General features: G+C 45.5%; 26 protein-coding genes. 19 read left to right on the top strand and 7 right to left on the bottom strand.

Annotated elements, in window-relative coordinates; all coding sequences use genetic code 11:
• Positions 1-24: 24 nt before the first annotated feature.
• Positions 25-2,013, bottom strand: coding sequence for a beta-lactamase family protein (locus POF51_RS20130; protein WP_271755976.1), 1,989 nt, complete (start codon positions 2,011-2,013; stop codon positions 25-27).
• 281 nt (positions 2,014-2,294) lie between these two features.
• On the opposite strand from POF51_RS20130, the gene POF51_RS20125 reads away from it, so the two are divergent.
• The 7 genes from POF51_RS20125 to POF51_RS20095 all read left to right on the top strand — a co-directional run bounded on the left by POF51_RS20125 (position 2,295) and on the right by POF51_RS20095 (position 10,724).
• Positions 2,295-2,882, top strand: coding sequence for a sensor domain-containing protein (locus tag POF51_RS20125; RefSeq protein ID WP_069846218.1), 588 nt, complete (start codon positions 2,295-2,297; stop codon positions 2,880-2,882).
• A 4-nt stretch (positions 2,883-2,886) separates the two neighbouring features.
• Positions 2,887-4,695: a helix-turn-helix transcriptional regulator gene (locus tag POF51_RS20120; RefSeq protein WP_083261600.1), complete on the top strand. Its 1,809-nt coding sequence runs from the start codon at positions 2,887-2,889 to the stop codon at positions 4,693-4,695.
• Positions 4,696-4,860: 165 nt separating this feature from the next.
• Positions 4,861-7,581 (top strand): S-layer homology domain-containing protein, encoded by a 2,721-nt coding sequence (locus POF51_RS20115; RefSeq protein ID WP_271755975.1) that lies wholly within the window; start codon positions 4,861-4,863, stop codon positions 7,579-7,581.
• A gap of 65 nt (positions 7,582-7,646) precedes the next feature.
• Positions 7,647-8,036, top strand: coding sequence for an Imm3 family immunity protein (locus tag POF51_RS20110; RefSeq protein ID WP_271755974.1), 390 nt, complete (start codon positions 7,647-7,649; stop codon positions 8,034-8,036).
• A 134-nt stretch (positions 8,037-8,170) separates the two neighbouring features.
• Positions 8,171-8,794: a hypothetical protein gene (locus POF51_RS20105; protein WP_271755973.1), complete on the top strand. Its 624-nt coding sequence runs from the start codon at positions 8,171-8,173 to the stop codon at positions 8,792-8,794.
• A gap of 434 nt (positions 8,795-9,228) precedes the next feature.
• Complete coding sequence (locus POF51_RS20100; RefSeq protein WP_017247354.1) at positions 9,229-9,810, top strand: hypothetical protein; 582 nt, start codon at positions 9,229-9,231, stop codon at positions 9,808-9,810.
• Positions 9,811-9,827: 17 nt separating this feature from the next.
• Positions 9,828-10,724 carry a nucleotidyl transferase AbiEii/AbiGii toxin family protein gene (locus tag POF51_RS20095; RefSeq protein WP_244521714.1) on the top strand — a complete coding sequence of 299 codons (897 nt, stop codon included), beginning with the start codon at positions 9,828-9,830 and terminating at the stop codon, positions 10,722-10,724.
• A gap of 184 nt (positions 10,725-10,908) precedes the next feature.
• Here POF51_RS20095 and POF51_RS20090 read toward each other — a convergent pair whose 3' ends face one another.
• Together POF51_RS20090 and POF51_RS20085 are read right to left on the bottom strand one after the other, a co-directional pair.
• Positions 10,909-11,340, bottom strand: a complete 432-nt coding sequence (locus tag POF51_RS20090; RefSeq protein ID WP_069846206.1) for a DUF1259 domain-containing protein — start codon at positions 11,338-11,340, stop codon at positions 10,909-10,911.
• Positions 11,341-11,392: 52 nt separating this feature from the next.
• Positions 11,393-11,818, bottom strand: coding sequence for a DUF1259 domain-containing protein (locus POF51_RS20085; protein ID WP_069846204.1), 426 nt, complete (start codon positions 11,816-11,818; stop codon positions 11,393-11,395).
• A 255-nt stretch (positions 11,819-12,073) separates the two neighbouring features.
• Here POF51_RS20085 and POF51_RS20080 point away from each other — a divergent pair, with 255 nt between their 5' ends.
• The 7 genes from POF51_RS20080 to POF51_RS20050 all read left to right on the top strand — a co-directional run bounded on the left by POF51_RS20080 (position 12,074) and on the right by POF51_RS20050 (position 16,401).
• Positions 12,074-12,490: a hypothetical protein gene (locus POF51_RS20080; RefSeq protein WP_271755972.1), complete on the top strand. Its 417-nt coding sequence runs from the start codon at positions 12,074-12,076 to the stop codon at positions 12,488-12,490.
• 236 nt (positions 12,491-12,726) lie between these two features.
• A complete protein-coding gene (locus POF51_RS20075) occupies positions 12,727-13,083 on the top strand; it encodes a hypothetical protein (RefSeq protein WP_069846200.1) in 357 nt (118 codons plus the stop codon).
• Positions 13,080-13,679, top strand: coding sequence for a pentapeptide repeat-containing protein (locus POF51_RS20070; protein ID WP_069846197.1), 600 nt, complete (start codon positions 13,080-13,082; stop codon positions 13,677-13,679). The genes POF51_RS20075 and POF51_RS20070 overlap by 4 nt, the downstream gene beginning before the upstream one ends.
• 15 nt (positions 13,680-13,694) lie before the next feature.
• Positions 13,695-14,078, top strand: a complete 384-nt coding sequence (locus POF51_RS20065) for a hypothetical protein (RefSeq protein WP_217444873.1) — start codon at positions 13,695-13,697, stop codon at positions 14,076-14,078.
• A 262-nt stretch (positions 14,079-14,340) separates the two neighbouring features.
• Entirely contained in the window at positions 14,341-14,793 is a 453-nt protein-coding gene (locus POF51_RS20060) for a Dps family protein (RefSeq protein ID WP_271755971.1), read from the top strand.
• 192 nt (positions 14,794-14,985) lie between these two features.
• The gene (coaA, locus tag POF51_RS20055) at positions 14,986-15,924 is read left to right on the top strand and encodes a type I pantothenate kinase (RefSeq protein WP_238144679.1); all 939 of its coding nucleotides are present in this window, start codon (positions 14,986-14,988) and stop codon (positions 15,922-15,924) included.
• 24 nt (positions 15,925-15,948) lie between these two features.
• Entirely contained in the window at positions 15,949-16,401 is a 453-nt protein-coding gene (locus POF51_RS20050; RefSeq protein WP_069846192.1) for a DUF523 domain-containing protein, read from the top strand.
• A 45-nt stretch (positions 16,402-16,446) separates the two neighbouring features.
• Here POF51_RS20050 and POF51_RS20045 read toward each other — a convergent pair whose 3' ends face one another.
• A complete protein-coding gene (locus POF51_RS20045) occupies positions 16,447-17,970 on the bottom strand; it encodes a glycine betaine uptake BCCT transporter (RefSeq protein ID WP_069846189.1) in 1,524 nt (507 codons plus the stop codon).
• A gap of 94 nt (positions 17,971-18,064) precedes the next feature.
• The gene (locus POF51_RS20040; protein ID WP_069846187.1) at positions 18,065-18,937 is read right to left on the bottom strand and encodes a LysR family transcriptional regulator; all 873 of its coding nucleotides are present in this window, start codon (positions 18,935-18,937) and stop codon (positions 18,065-18,067) included.
• A 168-nt stretch (positions 18,938-19,105) separates the two neighbouring features.
• Between POF51_RS20040 and POF51_RS20035 the strand changes: the two genes are divergently transcribed.
• Positions 19,106-20,386, top strand: a complete 1,281-nt coding sequence (locus POF51_RS20035; RefSeq protein ID WP_442869604.1) for an NCS2 family permease — start codon at positions 19,106-19,108, stop codon at positions 20,384-20,386.
• A gap of 112 nt (positions 20,387-20,498) precedes the next feature.
• Positions 20,499-20,888, top strand: coding sequence for a VOC family protein (locus tag POF51_RS20030; RefSeq protein WP_069846182.1), 390 nt, complete (start codon positions 20,499-20,501; stop codon positions 20,886-20,888).
• Between the two features lie 83 nt (positions 20,889-20,971).
• Here POF51_RS20030 and POF51_RS20025 read toward each other — a convergent pair whose 3' ends face one another.
• Both POF51_RS20025 and POF51_RS20020 read right to left on the bottom strand, forming a co-directional pair.
• Positions 20,972-22,042, bottom strand: a complete 1,071-nt coding sequence (locus POF51_RS20025; protein WP_069846179.1) for a hypothetical protein — start codon at positions 22,040-22,042, stop codon at positions 20,972-20,974.
• A 161-nt stretch (positions 22,043-22,203) separates the two neighbouring features.
• Positions 22,204-23,160: a GntR family transcriptional regulator gene (locus tag POF51_RS20020; protein ID WP_069846177.1), complete on the bottom strand. Its 957-nt coding sequence runs from the start codon at positions 23,158-23,160 to the stop codon at positions 22,204-22,206.
• A 138-nt stretch (positions 23,161-23,298) separates the two neighbouring features.
• Between POF51_RS20020 and POF51_RS20015 the strand changes: the two genes are divergently transcribed.
• The 3 genes from POF51_RS20015 to POF51_RS20005 all read left to right on the top strand — a co-directional run bounded on the left by POF51_RS20015 (position 23,299) and on the right by POF51_RS20005 (position 25,352).
• Positions 23,299-23,826 (top strand): HPP family protein, encoded by a 528-nt coding sequence (locus POF51_RS20015; RefSeq protein ID WP_069846175.1) that lies wholly within the window; start codon positions 23,299-23,301, stop codon positions 23,824-23,826.
• A gap of 140 nt (positions 23,827-23,966) precedes the next feature.
• Positions 23,967-24,602 (top strand): Crp/Fnr family transcriptional regulator, encoded by a 636-nt coding sequence (locus tag POF51_RS20010; RefSeq protein WP_244521713.1) that lies wholly within the window; start codon positions 23,967-23,969, stop codon positions 24,600-24,602.
• 69 nt (positions 24,603-24,671) lie between these two features.
• Entirely contained in the window at positions 24,672-25,352 is a 681-nt protein-coding gene (locus POF51_RS20005) for a queuosine precursor transporter (protein ID WP_017247334.1), read from the top strand.
• Positions 25,353-25,514: the final 162 nt, after the last annotated feature.

The raw sequence follows: 25,514 nt of genomic DNA, 5'->3' as shown, positions 1-25,514 counted from the left end.
ATCCCAAAAAGAGGAAAAGGATGCTTATCGTTTAATCGGCAATGAATAGTAACCAAATGCTAAGTCAAGCAAGGCACTGGCTTCTTGACGCTTCAGTAAATCTTTTGCGCGGAATGTGAAAGAGCCATCTGCGTTTACCTTCGTGTCAGGATCGACGATGCCTTGTGAAACAAGAGCAGTGATCGCATCTGCTGCCCATGCGTCGGCTGTGTCTTGCAGCGTCACTTTGCTGGTTGCCACAGGTTCAAGCTGCTTTAAATTTTGGATCATGGTAGCAGCGACTTGTCTTGTGATTGGTGCCGATGGGTTCAAATTAGGGATGCCCGCGGCCAATTGCTGTCTAAGCCCGTCTTCCATCCCGGCCATTACGTAATGGCCTTCTGCTTTGATCAGGGCGTCAGCAAATTCGCCTTGTGTCATGGTCCCTGTAGGATCAAATTTACTTCCTGATTTCGCTCCCATAATGGAAAGGGCGCTGAGGTTGTTGATATGGGTCTTATAGCTGCTAGTGTTAGGGACGTCTGAGTAGGTCTTTTCCATTTCCATTTTTTGTGATTCGCCAGCAAGGCTAACGCCTTTTGGCGTTGTATGATAGAAGTATTTGATGTTACCGTTTTTGTCTTCCTTGAACGCGACTTTTTCGCCTACCTCATCTACAAATAGCAATGGGCGAATCATTCGCAGCTTTTGTTTTCCGTTTTCCTCACCCTCAAGCACGAGTGATCCATTCTCATAGGTAATAGAAGTGCGTGTCCAATAGGCACGCGTATTTTGATACAGCCCGAAATATTTTTGCGCATCCGCTTCACTCAAGGGCAAGTAAACAGGCTCAGCTTTTTTTTCTGTTTCTGGGAAATAATGATCCATGAATTCTTTGTAAATATCAGCGCTAACCATTGAATCATTGTTGTAGGACATGAAAAAGCCGGTTTTATGTTCCGGGATCAATACCATCAGGGAAGAATGGCCTGGCATGTTTCCGCCCTTCAAAACAACGTGCTGACCATTTGTATACTCTGGAAAATAGTTTTCAAAGCCTACGGTTGTGATCGGGATGTCATCCGCGAAAATCTGGTGCGTATGCATCAATTCCATGCTTTTCTGGCTGACGATTTCCTTGCCGTCAAATTTTCCGTTTTGCAGCTGCATGATCATGTACTTTGCCATGTCTTCTGCTGTTGATATAATGCTTCCCTGCGGACCATCAGTTGGAGCGGTTCCTTCTAGCGGACGTGGCTCGCCATTAAGATCGTAATTGGCAGCCATTCTCTTCATGAGCTCAGGCTTCAAACGTTCACTGGTCGAGGTCATTCCGAGAGGCTTGAACACTTTTTCATCCATATACTGGGCAAAGGGGATTCCACTTGCTTTTTCCACGGCGTAGCCAGCGAGCAAGAATCCTGTATTATCATACGTATAGGTTTCGCCAGGTGGTCGGATGACGGTCGGTGTGTGCTTTGAAAGGAATTCATCCATAGAGATGTCCTGCCCGATGTATTGTGGACCGGTAAAGGTAGTTTCGTCAGGAAATGCGAAGCCGGTTGTGTAGGTGAGCAAGTCGTACATGGTGACGGGTTTTCCTGTCTTATTAGGAATTTTTAGCCCACCGAGATATTCCTCTATATTGCCATGCAGGTCAATTTTACCCGCATCGACTTGCTGCATGGTAGCCAAGGCGGTAAAGGTTTTCGATACTGAGCCAATTTGGAACACCGTGTCTTTATCAACAGGGATTTTCTTTTCCTTGTCAGCAAAGCCGTAGCCTTTGTTCACGATGACTTTGCCATCACGGACGACAACAAAGCTGGAACCAGCCACATTATATTCTTTCATTTTTTCTGCAAACAGTGGATCGGCAAACGCTTCTATTTCTTTGGCATCCACCGGTCCTTGGGCAGCAATGGAAGCAGTCTGAGTGGATTCCACAGCACCGAGCGACTGCGTGCATGCGGAAATCAAGGTTGTGGAGAGAAGAAAAACGACGAGACTCATTTTTTGTATCACTTTTTTCATGTGTGATTCTCCTTTTTGTGTTGGCAACATGGTTTGACGCACCGACTCTAAGAGTGAGCGCTTGAGCACAGTATGGCAAAGCTCGTGTCATACTCGGTAGTTACTTCTTGTCATCACTTTTCCGATTTACAAAAAAGCTGCTGTCTCTGTGATGAAGTGACATGACTTGGCCAGTTATATGACATTTTGGTACTGGCTCATGTGACGTGCAGCGGATTACGGTAAGGGCAGACCGTCATCAATGTGTCGGAAAAGGTATAGATAGGAGAGAGTTAGTTTAGATGAAAAGAGCGATTATGCGTAACGTTCAAAATGTTATCTTTTTGCTGTTTACATTCGTCTCGGGAGTATTTTATTTATGTTTTTACTTGGTCAGTATCATGCTTGGCTTGGCCTTGTCATTTACCGTAGTGGGAATTCCTTTGCTCACCAATGTGTTGCGTACAACTCAAACCTTTGTCCAGCATGAACGTATTCAGACGAAGATTTATACCGATATTTCCATAGAACCGTTGGCAATGAGACAAAGAGCAGCGGGAAATCAATGGATGCAGGCAAAGGCGGAATTAACGAATGTAAGAAACTGGATATCTGTTTATTGGCTGATGCAAAAATTCGTCCTAGGGTGCATTTGCCTGATTATCGGAGTGCTCATCTACATTGCACCCGTATGTTTTGCGATCGTACCGTTGCTCTATCCTTTCGTGGAGCTACATTTTTTCGGGAGCGTAGTGGATTCAGAGCTGAAGGCATTGCAAATAATGAGTTTAGGATTCATACTCATGATCGGGTGCTCCAAGCTCGGGAACGTACTGGTACAATTAGTTGGTGGGTACACGCGCTTGATGTTCAAAGCAATTAGGGGATGATGGTTTGTTAGATATCGTAAAACAATGGGCCTGGTATGACTGGGTGATGCTTTTTTTACGTCTGATCGTTTGCTTTTCACTCACCGTTACGACTGTAAAGTTTGGAGATCATCTCACTCTGCCCTTATGGATGGTTATACTTTGGGAGATTATGGTTTTTTCCGTCCCGTGGATTTGTTTAATGCTGAGCTATCGTTACTATCTGATAGCTGAAATGCTATTGTTTGGCGGATTATCGATTTATCTCACGTCTTTGTTTCCGGAGGCGTACCTTACTTTTTTGATGCCAGCTTTTTTGATTGCCGCCAATAGTGCGGAGAAATCGTTTCGCTGGTCGGCTCCCATTACGATTGTTTTCCTTCCACTGCTGATTGTGCTTTTTTCGGGGAAAATTGATGTGTTCGAGATTTTTCCGCAAGTCGGGCTTGCTTATGTGTTGGGGTTTGCCTTTCATTTGCTCATCGTCAACCATCGGCAAAATGAAATTATTCGCAAGCAAAACAGTGTGCTGGAGCAATACCTCACCCAAATCGAGAGAGTGACTCTGCTGGAGGAGCGGGACCGACTCTCCAAGGACCTACATGATACAATGGGGCATTCCTATGTCTCGATCATCATGGGGCTGGAAACCTTGCGTCAGGATGTGGTGTCGCAGGAAGGGACGCAAAAGCTCGACTCCCTCTTGAAGCTTGCGAGAAACGGCATGAAGGAAGTGAGAGGGTACTTGCATCAGATGGGGTCACCGCAAGAGACGCTTCCCTTGGTTCATTCGCTGAGGCAGCTTGCGGAGGAGTTTCAGACACATGCAAAGGTGAATGTACGGTTTCGTGCGATCGGAGAAGAGTATCCTGTTGGTAAGCAGGTGAAAATGACCTTGTTTCGCTGCTTGCAGGAATCTTTGACGAATGCGGTACGCCACGGGCAGGCTACGGACATCGTCGTTTCTCTCTATTTTGAGCCGCAACAGACGAGGCTGGAAGTACAGGATAACGGTCACGGGATGGAAAATTGGAAGGATGGTTTCGGGATCACGACGATGAAAGAGAGGGCCGCTCATTTGCAAGGAAGAGTATCCGTATACTCAGAGCGGGGAGAAGGAACGATCATTACTTGTTTTGTGCCGAGGCTGGTAGAGAGCGCGGATGAAATCATTCGTTTGTTTATCGTCGATGATCACTCGTTTATTCGGGAAAGCTTGCGCACCATACTCGAGGGACAGCGGGACCTGCGGGTAGTCGGGTTAGCCGAGGATGGGGCGCAGGCTGTGGAGCTGTGCGAGGAGCTAGAACCAGACCTAGTGCTGATGGACTTGGAAATGCCGAATATGGACGGGATCACTGCGACAAAACGAATAAAGGAAAAATGGCCGGGTATTCGTGTTCTTGTCCTGTCTACGTTTCAGGATACTGAAAAAGCCAAAGAAATCATGCGCAGTGGTGCAGACGGCTATCTTTTGAAATCGATTGAATCACGCGAGCTAACGGAAACGATTCGCCTAGTCCATCGCGGCGGTACGATGATTGCACAAGACCTACTTCATAAAATGCTGGATGCACAGCCAGTAAACGAACAGGAAGATTTACTCGTTGCACCGAAAATAAGCGAAAAAGACGAGAATGTTTATGGTTTAACGAAGCGGGAGCTGGAGATTTTGCAGATGCTCTCCCAAGGCATGCGCTATAAAACAATCGCTTCCAAGCTGTATTTGTCAGACGGGACAGTGCGTAACTATGCATCTGCTCTGTATGACAAGCTCGGAGTGCGGAATCGGGATGACGCGGTACAAAAAGGAAAAAAGGAAGGACTTCTGTAACGTATGACAGCCAGGGAGAGTAGGCCCTGGCTTTTTGCTTTTCCTGATTAGGTAGTTCATTGTAAATATTTCTTGTTCTGTTAATATAAAGCGTGGTGCAAATTATGGAAATCTAAAGAGACAGAGCAAGGAGACTATCAAGGAGAGTATTGGTGGAGGAAAACTATGAAACGATGGATGGCAGCATTGTTAAGCCTTGTGTTAATCCTGACGGCGCAATCTAATACGGTTCAAGCCAAAGGGAACGACACAAGAGACGTTTACGAACAGCAGTATACACGTATCGGGGAGGATTACCACATCCTGAACGATAATGTGCTACTGTCGAAAAAAGATGGAACCGTATGGACTTGGTACATCTATGGACATCCTCTGAGTGCTTCAGATCCATTCTATGAAGCCAAGTTGATGCAAATTCCGGGCTTGCAGGATGTCAAAGAGATGACAGTCAAAAGGAAGTCGGCCCGGGGTAACTATATTGTTAACTATGCGGCGCTAAAAAAAGACGGTACGGTGTGGTATTGGGACTCCGCCCCCGTCACTACCCTTGAAACGAGTTCTGCAAGTGCTCCGAAGCAAATCAAAGACTTGAAAAATGGAACGTCACTAGTCGCCCATTATACGGGTGCCTACAAAGTCTTGTTCGTCTTAAAATCAGACGGTTCCGTATGGAGTTTGGGAAGTGAAATAGGTACCACTAAGGGTGGCTCACCTACTACAGTCCGAACAAAGCTACTAGATGATGTCGTATCCATAAAAATGGCGAATGGCATCGTATTCGCTGTGAAAAAGGACGGTACGGTTTGGAGGTGGAAGGCAAACTCGTATCTGCCGAATAACCGCTCGAAAAACACAAGTCCAGAGCAGATGAACGGATTTGCTGATATCGTCAAGATAGAGCCGGGCATTTCTACCAGCTATGCTTATATGAAAGATGGCACAGTCTTGTCTTGGTCAACCGCTGACACGAATAAGCATCCCTTGTATTTGCATGCAGCAAAAGACGCGCGAACGATGGTCCAATTGGATTCCATTCGAGATCGGAATATCGACGAAGCTTATGCCCTCCGAGAGGACGATCAGCTTTGGTCAGTGGACAACAACCATAAAGTTTTCCCAGAGCTTACAGACATCGCTTCTATACACCATAGCGACTTTTCCCCACCCAAAAGGTATTACTATGTAGTAAAAAAGGATCAGACTTTGTGGGCTTGGGCAGATTCGATTGCCTTGCCGAAGCTAGTTGTTTTCACGGGAGAAACGGCAACTAGCAATCGCCCAGTGAAAACAGACAAACCAACAGCCGAACGCCCTAGGACAGCAGACAAACCAACGGGCAATCGCCCTGGAACAACAGCTCAGCCTGTGATACGAACTACGCCGGAAATGAGTCTCTATCCGTATATCACGATGCTGCAACCTGGGAACAAACAGTTCATTGCGGTAAATAATTTGCTTCCCGGGACAAAAATGACGTACACCATTGACGATCCGAGTATAGGAACCTTATCGAATGTGAATGGCACACAGGTCGTAAAAGCGAACAAACCCGGGCAGACCATTGTACGGGCAACTGCAAGCAGAGCTGGTTCTCCGGACATGACCGCTTTCTTTTTGTTGTATGTCGTCGACAGTAACACGTTGTCCGAGACGTATTACACTGCCGTCCGATCAGTACCTGTCGCTGACAGACAGCGTCCGTTTATTGTGGAGGGACTGACCCAAGCAGGAGAGCTTGTGATTACAGCCGCAAGCAGCGAAAAGCCAAAGCTTGTTGACGGCCAACTCGTCATTACTTCTGACTTGATTGACCGCGTAGCTGACAATGCGCGAAAGGCTAAGACTGCGGTGGAGCAGACGCTATCGGAAAACAACATTGCTCTTGCTAGAGAGTTGGTCGTGAATGGGGAAATTTTGTCGTTGCCTGACCAAAACGGTTTTACAATCAAGCTTTACAAGGATAGCTTCACGAATCGTAAGGATGTCGACTATCTTACCGTCCATACGGGCGATGCGAAACTGACGTTGAACCTTGCGACTGTAAATCGCCTGTTCCATTCGCTCCCGGTTATCGTTATTCGCTTGGTCGAAAACAATAACGGCGGATATCACGTACAATTTTTAGATGAACAAGGGCAGGAGCTTTCGAACGTATCAAGCAACATCCGGCTCATTCTGCCTGCAAATCAGGCGGACGCGACAAATAATAGCGTGTTCTATTCGAATGGGAAAAGCACGCAGCCTATCGGTGGAAAGTTCAATCCGTACAATAACGGTATGGAAGCTGAAATAAACCGTTCCGGAACGTATTTCGTGGACGATAATACCAAAACGTTCCCTGATGTTGACAACCGGGATCCTGAGCTACAGCAAGCCGTACAATTTCTGGGATCGAAAGGAATCGTAACCGGGAAAGAAGATGGCAACTTTGAGCCTGATTCACCACTTACCCGTGCTGAGTTCACGGCGATGCTGGTAAGAGCTTTTTACGCTTTGGACGAAACGGCGACGGAGAGCTTTTCAGACGTGAATCCGCCACAATGGCATGTTCCATTTATCGCTTCATCCGAAAAAAAGGATATCGTGAAAGGTTATCCGGATGGCACGTTTAGGCCGGATCATACCATATCCCGGGAAGAAATGGCTGCGATTGGCGCAAGATCATTACATGAAAAGAAGAATTACTATTACCCTTCGAATACAGAGGACTACTTGAATCAATTCACAGACCAACACACGATTTCCGAATGGGCGAAACCAACGATGGCTTTGGCTGTGAAACAGCGCTTGATCGATGTTCCTGCTAATAAACAGATTAGAGCTGGCGAGGCTGTCACTCGCGGGGAAGCTGCGCGAATGCTGTATCGATTATATTTGCAGCTTTGATACTGTTCATAAATTGCGAAAGGCTTATTCCAACTTGAATGATGAGGGGGAATGAGTCTTTTTGCATGAGAATAGACGGAGGATTTTATATGTATTGGGAGTACGAGGAGTTGTTTGAGGCATTCAATGAAATGTACCAAGGATATAGAGCAGAAATCATGAGGAGTACTGAAGCGCTATCTAGGACCCTTGGTGAATTTGAAACAACGATGAACCTTGGTATCTTTGAAAAATCCATAGTAATGATTGCATATGGAGTGATATTATTAACCCATTCGGAGGTATTTCACAAATCCAAAGAGTATCTTTTAAAAGAATTGGATCGTTTAGATATGCAACAACTAAAGGAAAAACTGTCACTGGAACAATTCGATGATGTTATGACAAGAAAAACCTTGTTATTAGAAAAAATTGAACAGAAGCCAATTGCATATCATTTAGATACGATAGTTTAAGTGGAAATTTTCAAACCAATCCCCTAAGAAATTTGACAGCTATTTACATATAGTTGTATAGTAAACTACCAAATGTAACCCCTTATATACATAAACAATTCTTCTATCAAAACTCCACGAGGAGGAATGACACGATGGAAATGTCTATTACAAGAGGACTCTCAGAATTAAAATTACTCGATAAAAGAATCCAAAAAGGAATCAATGAAACGACTTTCATGTCTTCCGCAATTGGACCTAAGCCAGTATCTGGTTACACGTCAACAGAACTATATGAGGAAACGACAGAGCGAAACTACCAATCCGTTGTTGATCTAATAAAAAGAAGACAAAACATTAAGTCGCTGATCGTCGAGTCCAACGCAAAGACGATGGTAACGATTAGTGGCAAGAGAATGACAGTGGCAGAAGCAATCGAGCGAAAAACATCCATTCAATATGAGAAATCACTGCTGGAGAAAATGAGAAGAGATTACAACCACGCCGTCACGCAGGTTGAAGAGAAAAATGAAGAAGTACAGCTGCGATTGGAAAGGCTGCTCGAAGCGAACTTTGGCAAAGACTCCAAGGTGAAGGATACGGAAATGGAAGCGATCTCTAAACCGTTTAAAGAGCAAAATGAAGCGAAGCTCGTAGACCCCTTGAAGTTGAAAGAGAAAATGGATACGCTTAGTAAAGAAATCGATGAGTTTGAGTGTGAAGTCGATTTTATCTTAAGTGAATCCAATACGATGACCAAAATCAATCTTGTGGATTAACAGTGTGGTCTGCTAGTCATTTGAATAGCTGATAAACGAGAGTCCCTTGCCTAGTGGGTTAACTAGGCCATCCTACAAATTATTTGGCGAATACGAGGATGAAAGCTCAAAGATGAACGTTCAGATTTCAAAACTTACGGGTCAAAGCTCTTTAGGCTCAAAGGTTAGGGTTCAAGATGTAAGAATCGATGAAATCTTGGGGCATTGGTCAATAAAAGTACACTCTCTGGACTTTTCAGTAACCACCAAGCTAAATGGTTAGCAACTAGGACTCATTCGAGGTAGAGATATGTTGAGAGAAGATCCTCAGCGTATCTCTACTTTTTTATGTTATAAACAAAACGGTTAAGAAATAGAAATGATATGTCGATACAAATAGGAAGAAAAGGAAATAAATTGATTGTGCAATACAAGGAAAGTCAGGGAGTGAAGCAATGGAATTTGAGTTTCATGTTACCTTTAACGATCTACAGCTTGATGAAAAGGAAGCATTTATCGATCTCTGCCAATCGGAACAAGTAAAGCCGGTCATGATCGTCTTGGATCAGGGAAATTACATCAATCAACCGATGATAACAGGAGTAATCAAACGACCTGATTTTCATGAAGTGAATAAAGAGATGGAAAAGATTGCAGCTACGTTTCAAAACAACGGTTTTACCATCGTCCGAAAAAAAGTAGAGATTTCTCCAAAAGAAGAAACGTATTTTCACCAGCCCATCATAAACTCGAAGCCTTACTTCGAATGGCATGGCAAAGTACAGGTCGATGATGTCGCCACGTTACGAAATTTATGTGAGGGTCATGGTGGACATATTTCGAGAAACTCTTTGAATGCGAATGGAAAAGTGAGATTTATCACCGTCCGAGAATATGAGAGCCCGAAACAGTTTTACGATCGAGTAGAAAAGATACATACCATTTTGCAAGCAAATCAGATCGGGCTAATCAAAGAACAATATGAACTATGTATTTATGACAGCCGCGAAGAACTGGACAGCGGCTGGATTTCCTAATTTTTAGATGGAGGATCATGATGATTACGTATGATGATGTAGCAGAGTTGGAATATGAAGCGAGAGAGCTCGTTGTTTTGGAAGCACTGTTGAGAAGAATTGCTCTAGTGAATATGCCCTTTGTATTAAAAGGCAGCCTTCTAACCAGACAATATTTGGACAACCGCCAGATTCGGGATGCAGATGATATCGACTTATTGTATGCGGGGAAAATCAGGGACGTCGAACATGCCCATGAAGTATTTACACAATGGATGATTCAAGTAACCGAAATGGATCTGAACGATGGCGTCGTGTTTAGAAGTTTTCGAAAGAATGCATTTTGGAGATATATCGACTACGCTATGGCAGATGATTTTCCGACGATCAATACGGATATTGCCTATTATTTCAAAGGTCAACCAAGGGAAGCGGATGACTATAATGAGCTGAATCTGGATATTTCGTTTCACTTGGAAATGGATGCAGACCCGGTTCCGCTCGAGTACCAACCTGTCTTTGGAGAAAGCTTTCTTGTTCCGTACACTGTGCCCCTGTCTATCCAGGTTGCTTGGAAGCTGCATCAAACAATCGTCAGGCCGAGGTTTAAAGACTTGTACGATTTGAAATTTTTACTCTCCCATCCGGCCTATGACAACGATGCGCTCAAGGAAACATTACAGGCCCTCGTGAACGAATGCAGTATCGATCCATCTATTAAGAAAACGGATATGAAAAAGGTGCTTGTTGATGATTTACAGCCCATATACGATTCATTATCCTACGATTACGAACTGAGAAAATATGCTGGCAGCATGGATCGTAGCCTTTATTTTACACAGTTTGTCAGTGAGTTGCGTAAAAAGATGGATTTTGCAGGGATTAATGGGTATGCGTTTGAAAATTTGCCAAGTCCAACACCGAAAAAATTGTAACAGGATAGTAAGTAAAAAAGCTTGTTCCATCTGACGTCGTAGAAGGAATGAGCCTTTTTTAATAAATATCAGAGATGAATAGACCGACCCTTACTAAATGAAACAGCGGCTACCTAAGACCTGAAAAGAAAATCTGATAGTACTACCACGTCTTTAGCTGCCGCTGTTTTCTGTTATTGGTTGATTAACCCAAAAAAGCAATAGAACGCTTCACTTTCCTTGCGAATGCAATGGGATTATCAATTGACTCCCAATGAATATACATAAGACGCGGGTTTTCAAAGAGCCAGTGATTATGGACTGCTGTTACCTTTATCCCGTTTTTGCGAAGGTTTGACAGCAAACGGTTTACCTGGTTTTGGAAGAGAGCCGTTTCCCCTAAACATAGGGCACGTCCTGAACTGTTCAAGGATTCGAACGAGAACAGCTGGTAACGGACCAATGGGGATGTGGTTCTTCTGCCTAAAATGGACGCATTGAATATTCTATTTCTGGAGACGAAACAAACGGGACCTCTCGTAATTTCATGCTCTGTTCCACCTAAAATAGCTGAAAATCGGTTACACAGTCTTCTAAACTGGGGACTTGCCTTTGCTTTTGCCTTTACTTTGCCCATATCCGTCATCCTTTCGATTATGATGAAAATAAAACTTCATGGCTCCACCATGTTAACCCAGGAAGGCGATGGACTCTTTGGTTTTCCTGGCAAATACGATAGGATTCTCGATGGCTTCCCAATGCATATACATTAAGCGCGGGTTTTCTTTTAGCCAGTGGTTGTGAAGTGACGTCACTTTAATCCCACGTTTGCGGAGATTCGACATCAAACGGTTCACCTGATTTTGGTGAACAGCAGTCTCGCCCAAACAAAGGGCACGACCCGATCTATCAAGGGATTCAAACGAAAACATTTGAGCTCGAACTAAAGGGGAAAGCGTTCGTCTTCCCAAGATTGTTTCTCGAAGATTTGTAAGCCGCATGACAAAACAAACCGGCCCATTTTCAACTTCCGACTCGCCCCCTAATATTCTTCCAAATCGGGTACAGAGCCTTTTGAATTGTGGGCTAACCTTCGCTTTTGCTTTATTCGCCATAGTAATTCTCCTTTTGTCAATCTAGAAATATCTTATGATTGACAGAAAAAAGGGAAATGAGTAATCTGTGGCTTTTTTACATGAAAAAGATACAGATTTCATTCTAGGTTCTAGTTATTTTCCCTAACCAAGCTTCTGAAGATTTTCTCGTAGAGGAGTATATCGGATAAATATCATGACGATGCAGTATTGTTTCGGAGTGAGACAATCATCGTTGATTACGTAAAACTTGAATATTGAATGGAGGTGACCAGCATGTACAAAGAATTAGATGTTTTCATAACAGGCTGCCAAAATACTGTTGATTATTGGTATGACTATGGCTGCATACTAGCGTCTGACATGCTAGCGAAGTTTAGCCAAAAGGATTGGGAAGACCTGTCCAGTCATGTGCTGATGAAACCGTTAGAATGGCAGCGAAAACTCGCGTACTGTATGGACAGTTCTTGTAACGAGCATGAACTGAACATTCTACTATCGTTGCTGGATACGGATGATGAGGAACTCTTCGTGATCTGTGTAGATACGTTGAGAAGCTATACGACTCTAGAAGCGAAACAAATGATACGTGACAATCCTGCCATGCTCGTTCGCGTAAATGAATTGCTTCCCAGAGCTGGCGTTGCGACTAGGAGAGTATTAGAGGATTTTCTTGTGAAAATACATGGCTAAGTTAGTTTCATTACTTGAGCTGCTAAATTACGGAGAGCTGTATTTAGCAGTACAGGGAATATTCTTGTCAATGCTTTATTTTTTTGTATAGGGAATGCAGTGGAAATAGGCCGAGGAAGTGCAATTAGAGGGATTGAACGGAGTTTCCCTGTTGAATACAGCCATGTCTGTATGGGAAGTGAAAAGAAGGGAAGGAAGATTCTGCTAGCGTTCTTTATCTCGCAAGCGGAATACGAATGGAAATGAATTTTTTCGAGCTTCAATATTTGATAGCAGACAGCTTCTATACCGAGGTATGCGTGAATGGACGTACTTACGGACAAGCTGCGGGTATTTGTCATCTCGCTTTCGATCAATACATCTATTCCGATACGATTCTAAGTATCGTAGCTGTATCATTACTAACCAAATTAATGGTAAGGCATGACGTACCACTATCCGAAAGTGATCGAGAGGATATGCTAAGGGTCTTACGTTTGGCAAAAGAGATGGATTATCGGCCAATGTTGTCTGAGGATGAAACGGAATATGTAGAAGAGTATCTTTCGCTCGTTCGTCAGAAATACGAGGAAAAAAGGACTGACGAAAGATGATAACCAAAAAAGAAATCAATCAGATGATTGATAAGCATGAATTATGGCTTAGTGGGGAGAAAACGAAGGGTGTACAGCTATATGTTGAGGATGGCATTTTCTTAGAACTAAACGTAGCTGATAGATTCTTAATCGATGTCATGTTGGCAGGATCAACAATAAAGAAATGCACATTAGCCAATACAGACTTTTATTATTCCAACCTTGCGTCAGTCATTTTTTTAGAAGTGAGAATGAGTGGGGTTATTCTGACAAAATCAAATCTGGATTACTCCATAGTAAAAAATTGTGATGTGACTTCTTCGAAATTAATTAGAGCGACCTTTTGTGAAGCAGAAGTGGAAGGAGTTGATTTTTCCAATTCAGATATGATAAAGGTATGCTTTACGGATGCAACTCTGAAAAATGTAAAGTTTATCAATTGCGATTTAACGTGGGCTTCCTTTCGTAATGCAAGCCTGCAAAACGTTGATTTTACCAGTGCAGACCTTTCTAATGCAGATTTTACAAACGCTACGATTAAAAATGTAGATTTCACCAGGGTGATTTACAATGATAAAACCAAATGGCCTGAGGGCAGCCGAAGGAGTATCTAGAAGGTGGTACAACACTTGAAAAAGATAAATAATGACTGGAAGCATCATTTCATCAGAGGCGTTTTCATCAATCAATCTAGAATATTGAAAAGCATAACGATCATCCTTACAAGAGAAGGTGTTGTATTTGATGAAGTTTGCATGATTGCGACATACGGTAATTTCGATACCGATGATCCTGAGCGATGTGCGATTGACGAAGTTGTCCTGAGTATGCGATTCCACGGGTTTCCAGAGGAGGTGGCCTATGTAACATATGGCGAGTACTTGAACTTAATCGAATGTGGTTTGGAAGAAGTCATGGACAAGTACGAGGAAGCTGCGAAGGAAGAAATTTTACAGGCACTAGCAAAAGCAAGAAATGAGTTGAGGAGTAATGGGAGTGTGAGTCAGTTATGAAACTGCGCCTCAGGAATGGAGAGTAAGCTTGCTTTCTTACTCCGGGAGCAACTGTGATTTTGCTATATTCAAGTGAATGATTATACAAATTACATACGGAGCCAGCATCACATATTCAGTAGATGAGCTCATGAAAAAATGATACCAAGCAGGCTAGAAGTTCCTCGAGAAATGATGAACGAGACGGCGTCTGGTATAGAACCGACCGATCCACCACATACTACAAACGCTATATCTATACCATGAGAGGTGGAGCGTCCGGATGAGTATGACAATGAGTCGGCCCGTGACCGACGTACTTAATAAACAGGTTGCCAACTGGTCTGTGCTGTATATGAAGCTGCATCATTTTCACTGGTTTGTCAAAGGCCCGAATTTTTTTACCCTGCATGAAAAATTTGAGGAGCTATACAACGAGGCAGCCAAAAATGTAGATGAGCTGGCGGAGCGGCTGTTAACGGTTGGGGGCAAGCCTGTTTCGACGTTGAAGGACTGTTTGGAGCAGGCTTCCATTAAGGAAGCGACAGGTGGAGAGTCTGCGGATCAAATGGTTGAAGCGGTCGTGAGTGATTTTACACTCCTGATTAAGGAGCTCCAAGAGGGCATTACAGCCGCGGAAGCAGGGGACGATGAAGCGACTGGGGATATGTTCTTGGGGATCATGGACAGCTTGCAAAAGCATGTATGGATGCTGCAAGCTCACTTGGGAAAATAAGGATAAATTCTTTTGCAAGCAAAGCTGATGCCATGGGGTATCGGCTTTTTTTCTATGTGCTCATGAAGGCAAAAGTGCAGGGCTAGTCTGATTTGGGACAACCCCCTTGTTCCCAAGAAAGACATGCTGGTGTAAACTAACCTTGTGTGAAATAAAGAAAGCACTTTCATGATGGAAAGGATGTACATTCCCATGGCATCACCCTATGTTACATTTAATCGCGAGCAGTGGAGTGCTCTGCGGGCTTCCACGCCGTTGACCATATCTGATAACGAGCTTTCCCTTTTGCAGGGCTTGAACGAGAAAATGTCCATGACAGAAGTCTCCGACATTTACTTGCCGTTGTCCCGTCTGCTGAATTTGTATGTCGGGGGCACGCAGGAGCTGTACCAGGCGACTCACACTTTTTTAGGGAACCAGGATGGTAAGGTTCCATTCATTATCGGTATTGCAGGTAGTGTGGCTGTAGGCAAAAGCACAACGGCTCGCATTTTGCAGACGCTGCTGTCTCGCTGGCCGAATCATCCGAAGGTCGATTTGGTAACGACAGATGGATTCCTGTATCCGAACAAGGTTCTAGAAGATAGAGGAATCATGAAGCGCAAGGGATTCCCGGAGAGCTATGATTTGCGGCGCTTTATCAATTTTTTATCCGATGTAAAATCGGGTTTGCCTGAAGTGAAAGCGCCCGTTTATTCCCACCTTGTGTATGACATCGTGCCAGATGAATGGCAGACCGTCAGACAGCCTGACATTTTGATTGTCGAAGGCTTGAATGTGCTGCAACCGCCTATAGGTGACGAAAACGATGCTCGTATTTCCGAGGTCATTGTTTCTGATTTCTTTGACTTCACGATCTACGTGCACGCGGAAGAGAAGCACATCCTGAAATGGTATGTAGAGCGGTTCAAGCTGCTGCGTCAGACCGCGTTCTCCGACCCATCCTCGTATTTCAAGCGTTACGCAAGTCTGTCTGACGAGGAGGCGACTGAGGTAGCCACCGGTATTTGGACGGAGATTAACGGAGCCAACCTGCGCCAAAACATTTTGCCGACGCGTGTTCGCGCTCAATTGATTTTGGACAAGGGGCAGGATCATATGATACAAAGCGTGAAGCTGCGCAAGCTGTAGATAAAAAGGTGGGAGACGGTTGTCATGAAAGTGATTAGTGCCTGTTTGATCGGCTGTGAATGCCGTTACGATCAGAAGTCATGCTTAGACCAAGAGCTGGAGCAATTGCTCCGGGAAGGAAAGGCTATACCCGTCTGTCCTGAACAGCTGGGAGGCTTGCCAACACCACGACCGCCAGCAGAAATCATCGGGGGGACTGGAGAAGATGTTCTGGATGGCAAAGCACGCATCATAGACAACACTGGCCGAGACGTCACCGAGGAATTTTTGATGGGGGCGAACCAAGCACTGAAGCTGGCGAAAACGGTTGGAGCCACATCTGCCATCTTAAAAGAAAACAGTCCGTCCTGTGGAAGCTCCTTCGTTTACGATGGCAGCTTTTCCGGGAAAAAAGTGCCGGGTGTCGGGCTGACGGCGGCGCTGTTTCGCAGAAATGGGATTGAGGTAATCTCTGAATCAATCGTATCCAATGAATAAAAAGGGGGGACGCGATGGAAGCGTCCCTCTTTTCGTAACTACGTTTTACAACTCCTTTAACAACCTCTCCATCTTCTTCTGCTGTTCTTTCCGTTTTTTCTTCGCAATGCGGTCTTCTTCTTGCAGTGCCAGTACAAGGGAATAGCACATCAGGACCATGATGACGGTAAAAGGCAGCGCTGCCACAATGGAGGCTGTTTGCAGGCCTTCTAAGCCGCCACTTAACAAAAGAACGATTGCGATTGCGGATTGGAGGATGCCCCAGGTGATTTTTACCCGATTCGACGGGTCCAGGTTGCCATCAGAAGACAGCATGCCGAGCACGAAAATAGCTGAATCCGCCGATGTGATAAAAAACGTGATGATCAACAGAACCGCAACGACAGCGAGAATGTATCCCATAGGCAACTGCTCCAGTGCGAGGAATAGCGCAGTCGAGATGTCACGTTGTACCGCTGCCCCTATAGGCGCTTGATCAAAAATTTCGAGGTGAAGCGCAGTCCCGCCAAACACCGAAAACCAGATGAAGCTCAACAAACTCGGAACGAGCATCACGCAAATGACGAACTCCTTGATCGTGCGACCTTTGGAGACGCGTGCGATAAACATGCCGACGAACGGCGCCCAGGCAATCCACCACGACCAGTAAAACAGCGTCCAGTTGGCTACCCATGTCCCTTGTGTAAAAGGGGTCAGCCGCAAGCTCATCGAGATGAGATTGTTCAAATAACTGCCGAGCGTGCTGGTGAAGGCGTCAAAAATAAACGAGGTTGGTCCCAATACGAGCGTCAGCAGGAGGAGCAACAAGGCCAGTACCAGATTCGTATTGCTCAAATACTTGATTCCCCGATCCAGTCCTGTCGTAGCCGAGAGCAGAAATAGCACTGTAATAATGGAAATGATCACGATTTGCACGGTGGTGTTGGACGGCAATCCAAAGAGGTGAGACAAACCTCCGTTTATTTGCAGAGTTCCGAGGCCAAGTGAGGTTGCGACACCGAATGCTGTGGCGATGACAGCCAAAATATCGATCCCTTTTCCGAGCGGTCCGTGTATGCGCTCACCGAGCAGCGGGCCAAAGGTGGAGGAGATCAAGCCCTTCGCTCCTTTGCGAAATTGAAAATACGCGAGAGCGAGAGCGATGAGAGCGTAGATCCCCCAAGGATGCAGGCCCCAGTGAAAAAATGCATAACGCAGAGCGGTTTGTGCGGCTTCGGTCGTTTGTCCAGTCACACCTGCTGGTGGAGAGAAGTAATGAGAGACGGGCTCCGCCACTCCCCAAAAGACAAGACCAATTCCCATCCCAGCAGAAAACAACATAGCAAACCAGGTGGGGAGCGAATATTCCGGCTCGTCATCATCGCTCCCCAAAGGGATTTGGCCGTATCTGCTAAAGGCAAGAAAGATACAAAAGATCAGAAAACCGAAAGTCACGATTAAATAAAACCAGCCAAAATTCGTCGTGGTCACTTTCAGTACATGGGAAGCCGCAGAGGCGAAAAGCTCAGGAGAAATCGCGCCGAACAGCACAATGACAAATACAATGACCAAGGATATCAGGAAAGTCATCTTTATCCTCCCGGGAATCTACAAGAAATGGTAATAGTTTATCATCCCGCGGGATTTCTAAGATTATTCCGGATGTGACCGCCCCTGAATGGAGTTACGATGAAAACGTCTCGATAAACCGATTCGCCGCTTTGGACAGATGGCGTCCAGACTGCCAGACGACAGCAGCGGAGGAATAAATGGAAGTTCCGGAGAGTCGAATCCCGCGAATTTGTTCGCTCTGATGAGTTTCCCATGCCGAGATAGGGACGATGGAGGAACCGACCGAGGAGGCGACCATGCTGACGATGAGAGAGATGTCCGGGCACTCGCAGATCACGTGCGGTTCCACGCCTAGACGGGAGAATTCCTTGATAATCAAGTCGTAGATGCCCAATCCTGGTGTGCTCGGCATGATGAGTGGAAGCTCGGCGATCTCGCGCATTTCGATTTCCTTGCGATCGGCATAGGGGGAGGTGGCAGGAACAATGAGCACAAAATCCTCTTCCTCCAACGGAATCATTGTGCAGTTGTTCAAGGAGTGGGGGAGGCGTACGATAGCGACTTCTATGGTTCTGCGCTCCAGCCACTGATTAAGGAGCTGCGTATCGCCTTTCCAGATTTTATACGTAATGAGCGGATATTTTTGCTGAAACACACGAATTTGTTCTGGCAAGCGATAGGCCGAAAGTGCACTGACACCGATGGACAACGTCCCCCGAATGCCTTCGCCTGTTTCTTTGACCTCGGAGAGAGCTTCCTCCATTTGATGAACGATATTGAGCGCCTGCTTATAGAGGGTGACGCCTGCTTCTGTCAGGACCATTTGTTTGCCCGAGCGTTCAATGAGCATGACCCCGAGCTCTTCCTCCATTTGTTTCAGTTGCTGACTCAAAGGCGGCTGGGCCATATTCAGTCTTTTAGCCGCTCCTGTTATCTGACCTTCCTCTGCTATGGCGATAAAGTAACGCAGTTGCCGAATATCCACGCGCAATGCCTTCTTTCCTTACGAGAATGGATCCATATGAAAATGATATGAAAATTAGATTTTATGGATATTTTTCATATTGATGAAGCTATGATAGCATGTTTTCTGTGAATCTTCACTTCATGGAAAAGACATAAAGGAAAGAAGGGGAAATCCGTGCGTACGTGGATGGAAAAGCTATTTCACTTGCGCGCTTACGACACGACGTTTCAAAGGGAACTCATCGCCGGATTCATTGGCTTTGTCACCATTGTCTACATTGTTGCCGTAAACGCTTCGATTTTAAATGATGCTGGAATACCGATGGAAGCAGGCATTCTGGCGACTGTATTGACGGCATTTATCGGGTCACTTCTTATGGCCTTTTGGGCAAATGCTCCTATTATTCTGGTTCCCGGTATGGGGATCAACGCCCTGTTTACGTATACGTTATGCCAATCGATGGGCCTCACTTGGCAGGAAGCATTGGCTGCTGTTTTTGTTTCTGGTCTGATTTTTACTGTGATTGCCTTTACCAAGGCCGCAACGATATTGTCCAATGCGATTCCCTCTTCGCTAAAAGAAGCGATTACCGTAGGGATTGGGTTGTTCTTGACCTTCATCGGTCTGCAAAAAGGCGGGCTGATCGTCATGAATCCATCTACATTTGTTGCGCTGGGTGACTTGTCCAGCCCGCATGTGATCGTCACGCTGATTACTTTGATTGTTACGTTGATTTTGTTTGTTCGCAATGTGCCAGGCAACTTCTTGATCGGAATTGCGGTTGGTACAGGACTTGGCTTTTTGTTCGGGATTGTCGAGCCAGGAGGGGGAGGAACGTTTTCGTTCGCGGATTACGGAAGCGTATTTGCGGGTTTTTCCTTTTCTGCTATTTGGGCGTTGCCATTTTGGATCGCGACCTTCTCATTGGCGATGGTCATCGTCTTTGAAAATATTGGCTTGATTCATGGGCATACCTCGATGCTTGGACAGCCGCAGAAGTTCGGCCGTTCGCTGCAAGCCAATGCGTTGTCGGCTGCCATCTCTGGCATTTTGGGATCCAGTCCGACAGTTTCGACGGTGGAGACCGCGGCAGGAATCGCAGCAGGAGGACGGACGGGACTGACCGCACTTGTAACAGGCACCTTGTTTCTGCTCTCACTCGGTTTGCTGCCTGTCATTAAAATGATTCCGGATGGAGCCATTGCGCCAGTGCTCATCATCATCGGCGCACTGATGCTGCAAAATGTACAGAATATCAATCTGAAGGACTTCTCGGAAGGCTTCCCTGCCTTTTTGATCATCGTGATTATCCCGTTGTCCTATAGCATTGTAGATGGAATTGCGTTTGGCTTCGTGGCGTATCCGCTCATGAAGCTCGCATTGGGCAAACGTCGCGAAGTGCCTGCGCTCATGTACGTTATCGCGGGATTGTTCTTGCTGAATCTCATGCTGCCGATATTCGCATAAAAGAGTAGTTTTCCCTCGACTTCGGTCGGGGGTTTTTTTGTTCTGTTCTCTAGAAAGTGATGCAAGTAATGTGAAATAATGGATGGAAGGTTATAGAACAGGAGGCTCTTCCATGATCCATGAAATGACGTTTCAATTACGTACTACTGATTTCGCCAAAGGACTAGCCTGGTACCAGAGCTTTTTGCAAAGAGAGCCGGATTTTGTTCCTCATGAAGGATTTGCTGAGTGGGAAGTCCTGCCTGGTTGTTGGCTGCAGCTGGCAGAGGGGACGCCAGCGGAAGGAAGCGGTCCCGTGCGATTTGCCGTGGTCGATATCGAGACGGAAAGAGAAAGACTGATCAAAGAGCTGCAAATCGAACCGTTTGAAATTTTCCAACGGGAAGAAGTACCGGTCAAGTGGGGGACGTTTGCCGATCCATGGGGGAATCGCATTGGTCTTTTCGAGTACTTGGATCCTACTGAAAAAGAGGAAAAGTTAAAAAGGCTTGCGAAGCTATAGTAAAGTAAAACCTCAAAAACAATGAAAAAGTCCCTTGCCAATGAGAGCGGCAAAGGGACTTTTTGTGGAGAGATGTGGATTGATTATCGTTTTACAAACGTAAACGCTTGTTTTACTTGGTCCAGAGACATCATCAGAGGGATGAATTTCTTCCCTTCTTTGCTTGCTGGGTCAAATACTGTGTCTTGTGGCAAGCTTGCTACATATACCGTGTTGGTTGCTTGGTTACGTGCAATTTCGTAGCCGACTGGTGGCTCATCCGGGTTGTTCAGTTTTTTCCAGTCATTCAGGTCAAACGCGGTGATAACCACAACAGGTGTACGATCTTCAGCTTTCTCAGCATTGAAGATGAAGCGGGTTACACTCTTTGCTTCTGGCAAGTATTCGTCTGCATTTGGGCCAGTTTTTTCTTCAACTAAGATGTTGCCGTTCCAAGATTTTGGACCTTTAAAAGCAAAGGCAGAGTCTTGGCTTTTGAAAGTATCATGATAGACTTCGAGTGGTTTTACAGCTGGTTCGAAGTTGGCACTCATCAATTCCCATTTGGTTTGGTTCCACTTCCATTTGGATTTCAGGTAGCCGCGAACATCTGCATTGTAATCACCAGTCAGACGCTCTGTGCCTTCCAGTACGTAGAGACCATTTTTGTTGAGATCGATTGGTTTCAGTTCTACGAAGTCCGCTCCGACTACACCTGCTTTGTTTTTATCCAGACCTGGCAGACCGAGTTCTTTCGCTTTTCCATCCTTAATGTTGTAGATGTGATTGGTTGTGTAGCCACCGCTTCCGCCAGTGCTTGCAGTAACCATGATCTCGCCTTTTTTATCGTAAGTGAAATCTTGAACGGAGAGCTTCGGCTCGTAGCCGTCGTCCTTCACGTCGATGTTAAAAGATTTCTTCGTTTTGCCATCTGTTACTTTGATAGTGAGGTCCTTCACGTATGGGCTGTTTTTCTCTTTTTTCCCGTACAGAACGACTGTGTCTGCGGTCTTGTCACCCGTTACGTCTGCTGTTTTTTTCGTAATCTCTTGCAAGCCTTTTGGTGTAGCAGTTGTGTTGCTTGCATCTGCTGTAATTGCATACCCTCCAGTGAAAAGTACGGAAGTAAGTACAGTTCCTGTTACGAGTTTGTTCAAGTGTTTCATGTGCTTCATGTGATGAATCTCCTCCCCAGTCTTGCTGACTGATCATGATGTAATGTGTAGTGTGCTGTATCGTGTGCTTGTCCTTGCTACACGTTCATTATGTACGATAGTGTGGATGCATTGGTTACAGACTATCGACATAAATCCTACAAATCAGTAACAGGTAAATGTTAGTGGGCCAGGAGGTTGCTCGCTTCTTTTAGCAGTGCTTCGCTGCTCTGCTCCAACAGCATGGGATAGAGACGTGTTTTGTCTGGAGCTAACGCGAGGAGTTGATCATATACCGAAGCAGAGGCATAGAGCAAGTCAGAATCATGGATAATCTGCTGCAAGGAGCGTTCATCAGCGAATCCTGCGGTCATATGTTGAATCTGTTCGATACCTGCCTCTTGTACACGTCCCGCCATCCATTCCCCGCCTTTTTTTCCGAGACAAACAAATCCAACTGCACGGCCTGCCTCCAAGCGAGCGATCTCCAGAATCGTGCTCGTCTGGGCATTTGCTCCAATGATGAGGACCGATTTGTGATAACGAGCAGCTAATTCTTTTACTTCATCTGCATGGTTGACGGTGGTGACAATTTGGTCTGCATCTTGTAAGGCAGAGAGGACATCTGAATGGTTTTCAAGATAGGCAACCTGAATGGGCTGGCCGATGATCTCTTCTATTTTTCTACGATAAAAAGGATGATCATGCTCGTGACATTCCACTAAGAGCCAGCGGGCTTCTTTTTTGGACCGGGAAAGAAACAAATGTCCGTAAGCAATGGAAGCAAGCATAAGCTCATCCAGCGAAAACGGAAGCTGCTGTGCTTCGGTCATGACTGTTTTGGCGTGATCATAAAGCGATTGCTGGCGTATGCGAAAGGTAGTAATCGCAGGTTTGTCGGCGATAGAAGTACCGCGGCCCTTTTGCATATGGACGAGACCTTCATCCCGTAGCTGCGTGTATACGGCATTGATGGTGTTGCGGTTCACTTGCAGCTGATCCGCTAATTGGGCAGCTGGTGGAAGCATTTCGCCCGGTTGAAGGTGGCCTAGGCCAATGAGAAGCTTCAATTGTTCTTTGATTTGTACGTGGATCGGGATTGGAAAGTCCGCATGTAGCCGCACAAGTGATTGAGCCATGGTTATTCGCCTCACAGTTTGGTGTTTGTATTCATTTTACTAAATATCTAGGTAACTAGCTATTATTTGTGTTTTTGTAAGATACCTTACAGAACAAGGAAGGGTCACTTGCTACGATGTGAGTAGGAGGTGGCTGTGATGAGTGGGGGATGGAGCATAAAGGAATTTGTAGCCAAAATGAAGGGGAGAAGCAGAACGCCCTTGAAAATATCTGGCTCGGTTGCTTTGATTGGGGGCCTTGGCGGATTAGTGACAATAGGGGTACTGGGCATGCTGACGGAATTGACTACCGCTGTCTGGTTGATGGCTTCATTTGGAGCAAGCTGTGTGCTTGCTTTTGTGGCCTGGGATTCGCCGTTATCTCAGCCGCGCAATATCATCGGGGGGCATTTTTTCACCAGCCTGGTTGGCGTGCTGCTCTATCAAATAGGCGGATCGCAGCTGTGGGTCGTAGCAGTTAGTGTCGGTCTTGCGATTGTCACCATGCATGTGACGAAAACGACGCATCCTCCTGCGGGAGCCAATCCGATCGTCATTGTCATGGACGGCAAGGGGTGGGAGTTTTTATTGTCTCCGGTACTCATAGGTGCAGTAGTGGTTGTGCTGATTGCTCTGTTCGTCAATAACATGCATAAGAAACGTGCGTATCCTGTGTTTTGGGTATAGCAGTATCAAGGTAAGAAATGGCCGCCTTTTATTAGGTGGTCATTTTTTCATGTAGAAGAAAGAGGGGAGGGTGATTGACAAATGAATCGAAATATACAAAAGTATAGGTAACTAGGTATTTAAGTTGTGAGGGATGTATCATGAATGAGCCGATCAAGCATGAGAGAATGGGGGAGCAAATCGTTCTAGCCAAGAAAACGGTGTTTCAGACACCGACTGACACTCGAATGGGCATTTTCTTCATTCAAAAGGGACTCTTGCGTCTCTCTCGGTTGAACGAGGATGGAAAGGCCTTTACCGTGGGATTGCTGGGACCTGGAGCTGTTTTCGGCGAGATTGACGAAATGGTGCTAGGGTCACGCGCTGTCTACATTGAAGCGATGCAAAAAACGACCCTTAGTCATTGGAGTGCGACTCGGATGGAAGAAATGCTGCAAGCATGTCCACCTAGCTTGAAAGAAATGATGTTGCAGTTGTCCAAACGATTGGGTGAACAAGAGGAGAGGATGGAAAAGCTGGCCTTGGAATCGGTGAGGGATCGAGTACTCCATCTGTTGGTTCAGTTGTGTCAGAGATTTGGAAAAGTAGAAGAGCCGTTTTGGAAATTGACCGTATCCCTCTCCCATCAGGAAATTGCCAACATGGTGGGAGCGACCAGAGAAACCGTTTCATTAGCATTAGCCAGTTTGGTCGATGAGGGAATTGTGTTGGTGTCTCGAATGTCGATTGCTGTGCATGCATCGAGAATGGTTGATAAATTAAAAGAATGCAAGTAAAATGATTGAATGCTCAAAACGGGCCGCGGTTCGTAAACTCCCGCGTTATCAAAACTAGGAGGAAATCATATGTTTAATTTTTGGATCGGAGTGCTTTTTGCTCTGGTGAACTTCGGGCTGTTCCTGCTCTGCTACCGACTGTTCGGCAGAATGGGACTGTACGCGTGGATCGGGATGGCTACCGTACTAGCCAACATCCAGGTGGTCAAAACAATCGAGATGTTCGGCTTGGTCATGACGCTCGGCAATACGATTTATGCTTCTATTTATTTGGTAAGCGATCTATTGAACGAGAAGTATGGGGAAAGAGAAGCGAAAAAAGCCGTATGGTTCGGCTTCTTTACCTTAATTGCGGCAACGATCATCATGCAGCTCGTGCTGGTGTTTGAACCACAGGAAACAGATATTGCCCAGGGTTCCTTAGAGACGATTTTTGGCTTGATGCCAAGAGTGGCATTGGGTAGCTTGTGTGCGTATTTTGTCAGCCAATTTGTCGACGTGAAAATCTATTCGTGGCTGAAGAAAAAATGTCCAGGCCGTAATCAGCTCTGGATTCGCAATAATGGAAGCACGCTCTTCAGTCAATTGCTCGACTCGGTCACCTTTTGTACGATTGCCTTTTTGGGAGAATTCCCGATGGACGTATGGTGGCAAATTCTGTTGACTACCTACCTGATCAAGTTTGTCGTATCGGCAGCTTCGACGCCGGTTCTTTATATCGCACGCAGTATGAAAGTGGACGAAAGCTAATTGACAGAAATACAGAAAAACCGCCAAGGACGATGGAGCTTGGCGGTTTTTGTTTTTACAAGTTTAGAAGGATTATACAAACTTTACATCAAATTTACATAAGGTTCAGGTTATACGTTTACCATTTCATAGTAGATACTTCCGAATGATGTGAGGAGGAAT

It is taken from the genome of Brevibacillus sp. AG (assembly GCF_028369215.1).
In the GTDB taxonomy this organism is placed as follows: Bacteria; Bacillota; Bacilli; order Brevibacillales; family Brevibacillaceae; genus Brevibacillus; species Brevibacillus porteri.
The sequence above is the reverse complement of the archived record's forward strand: the minus strand, read 5'-3'. Positions and strand labels throughout refer to the sequence as shown.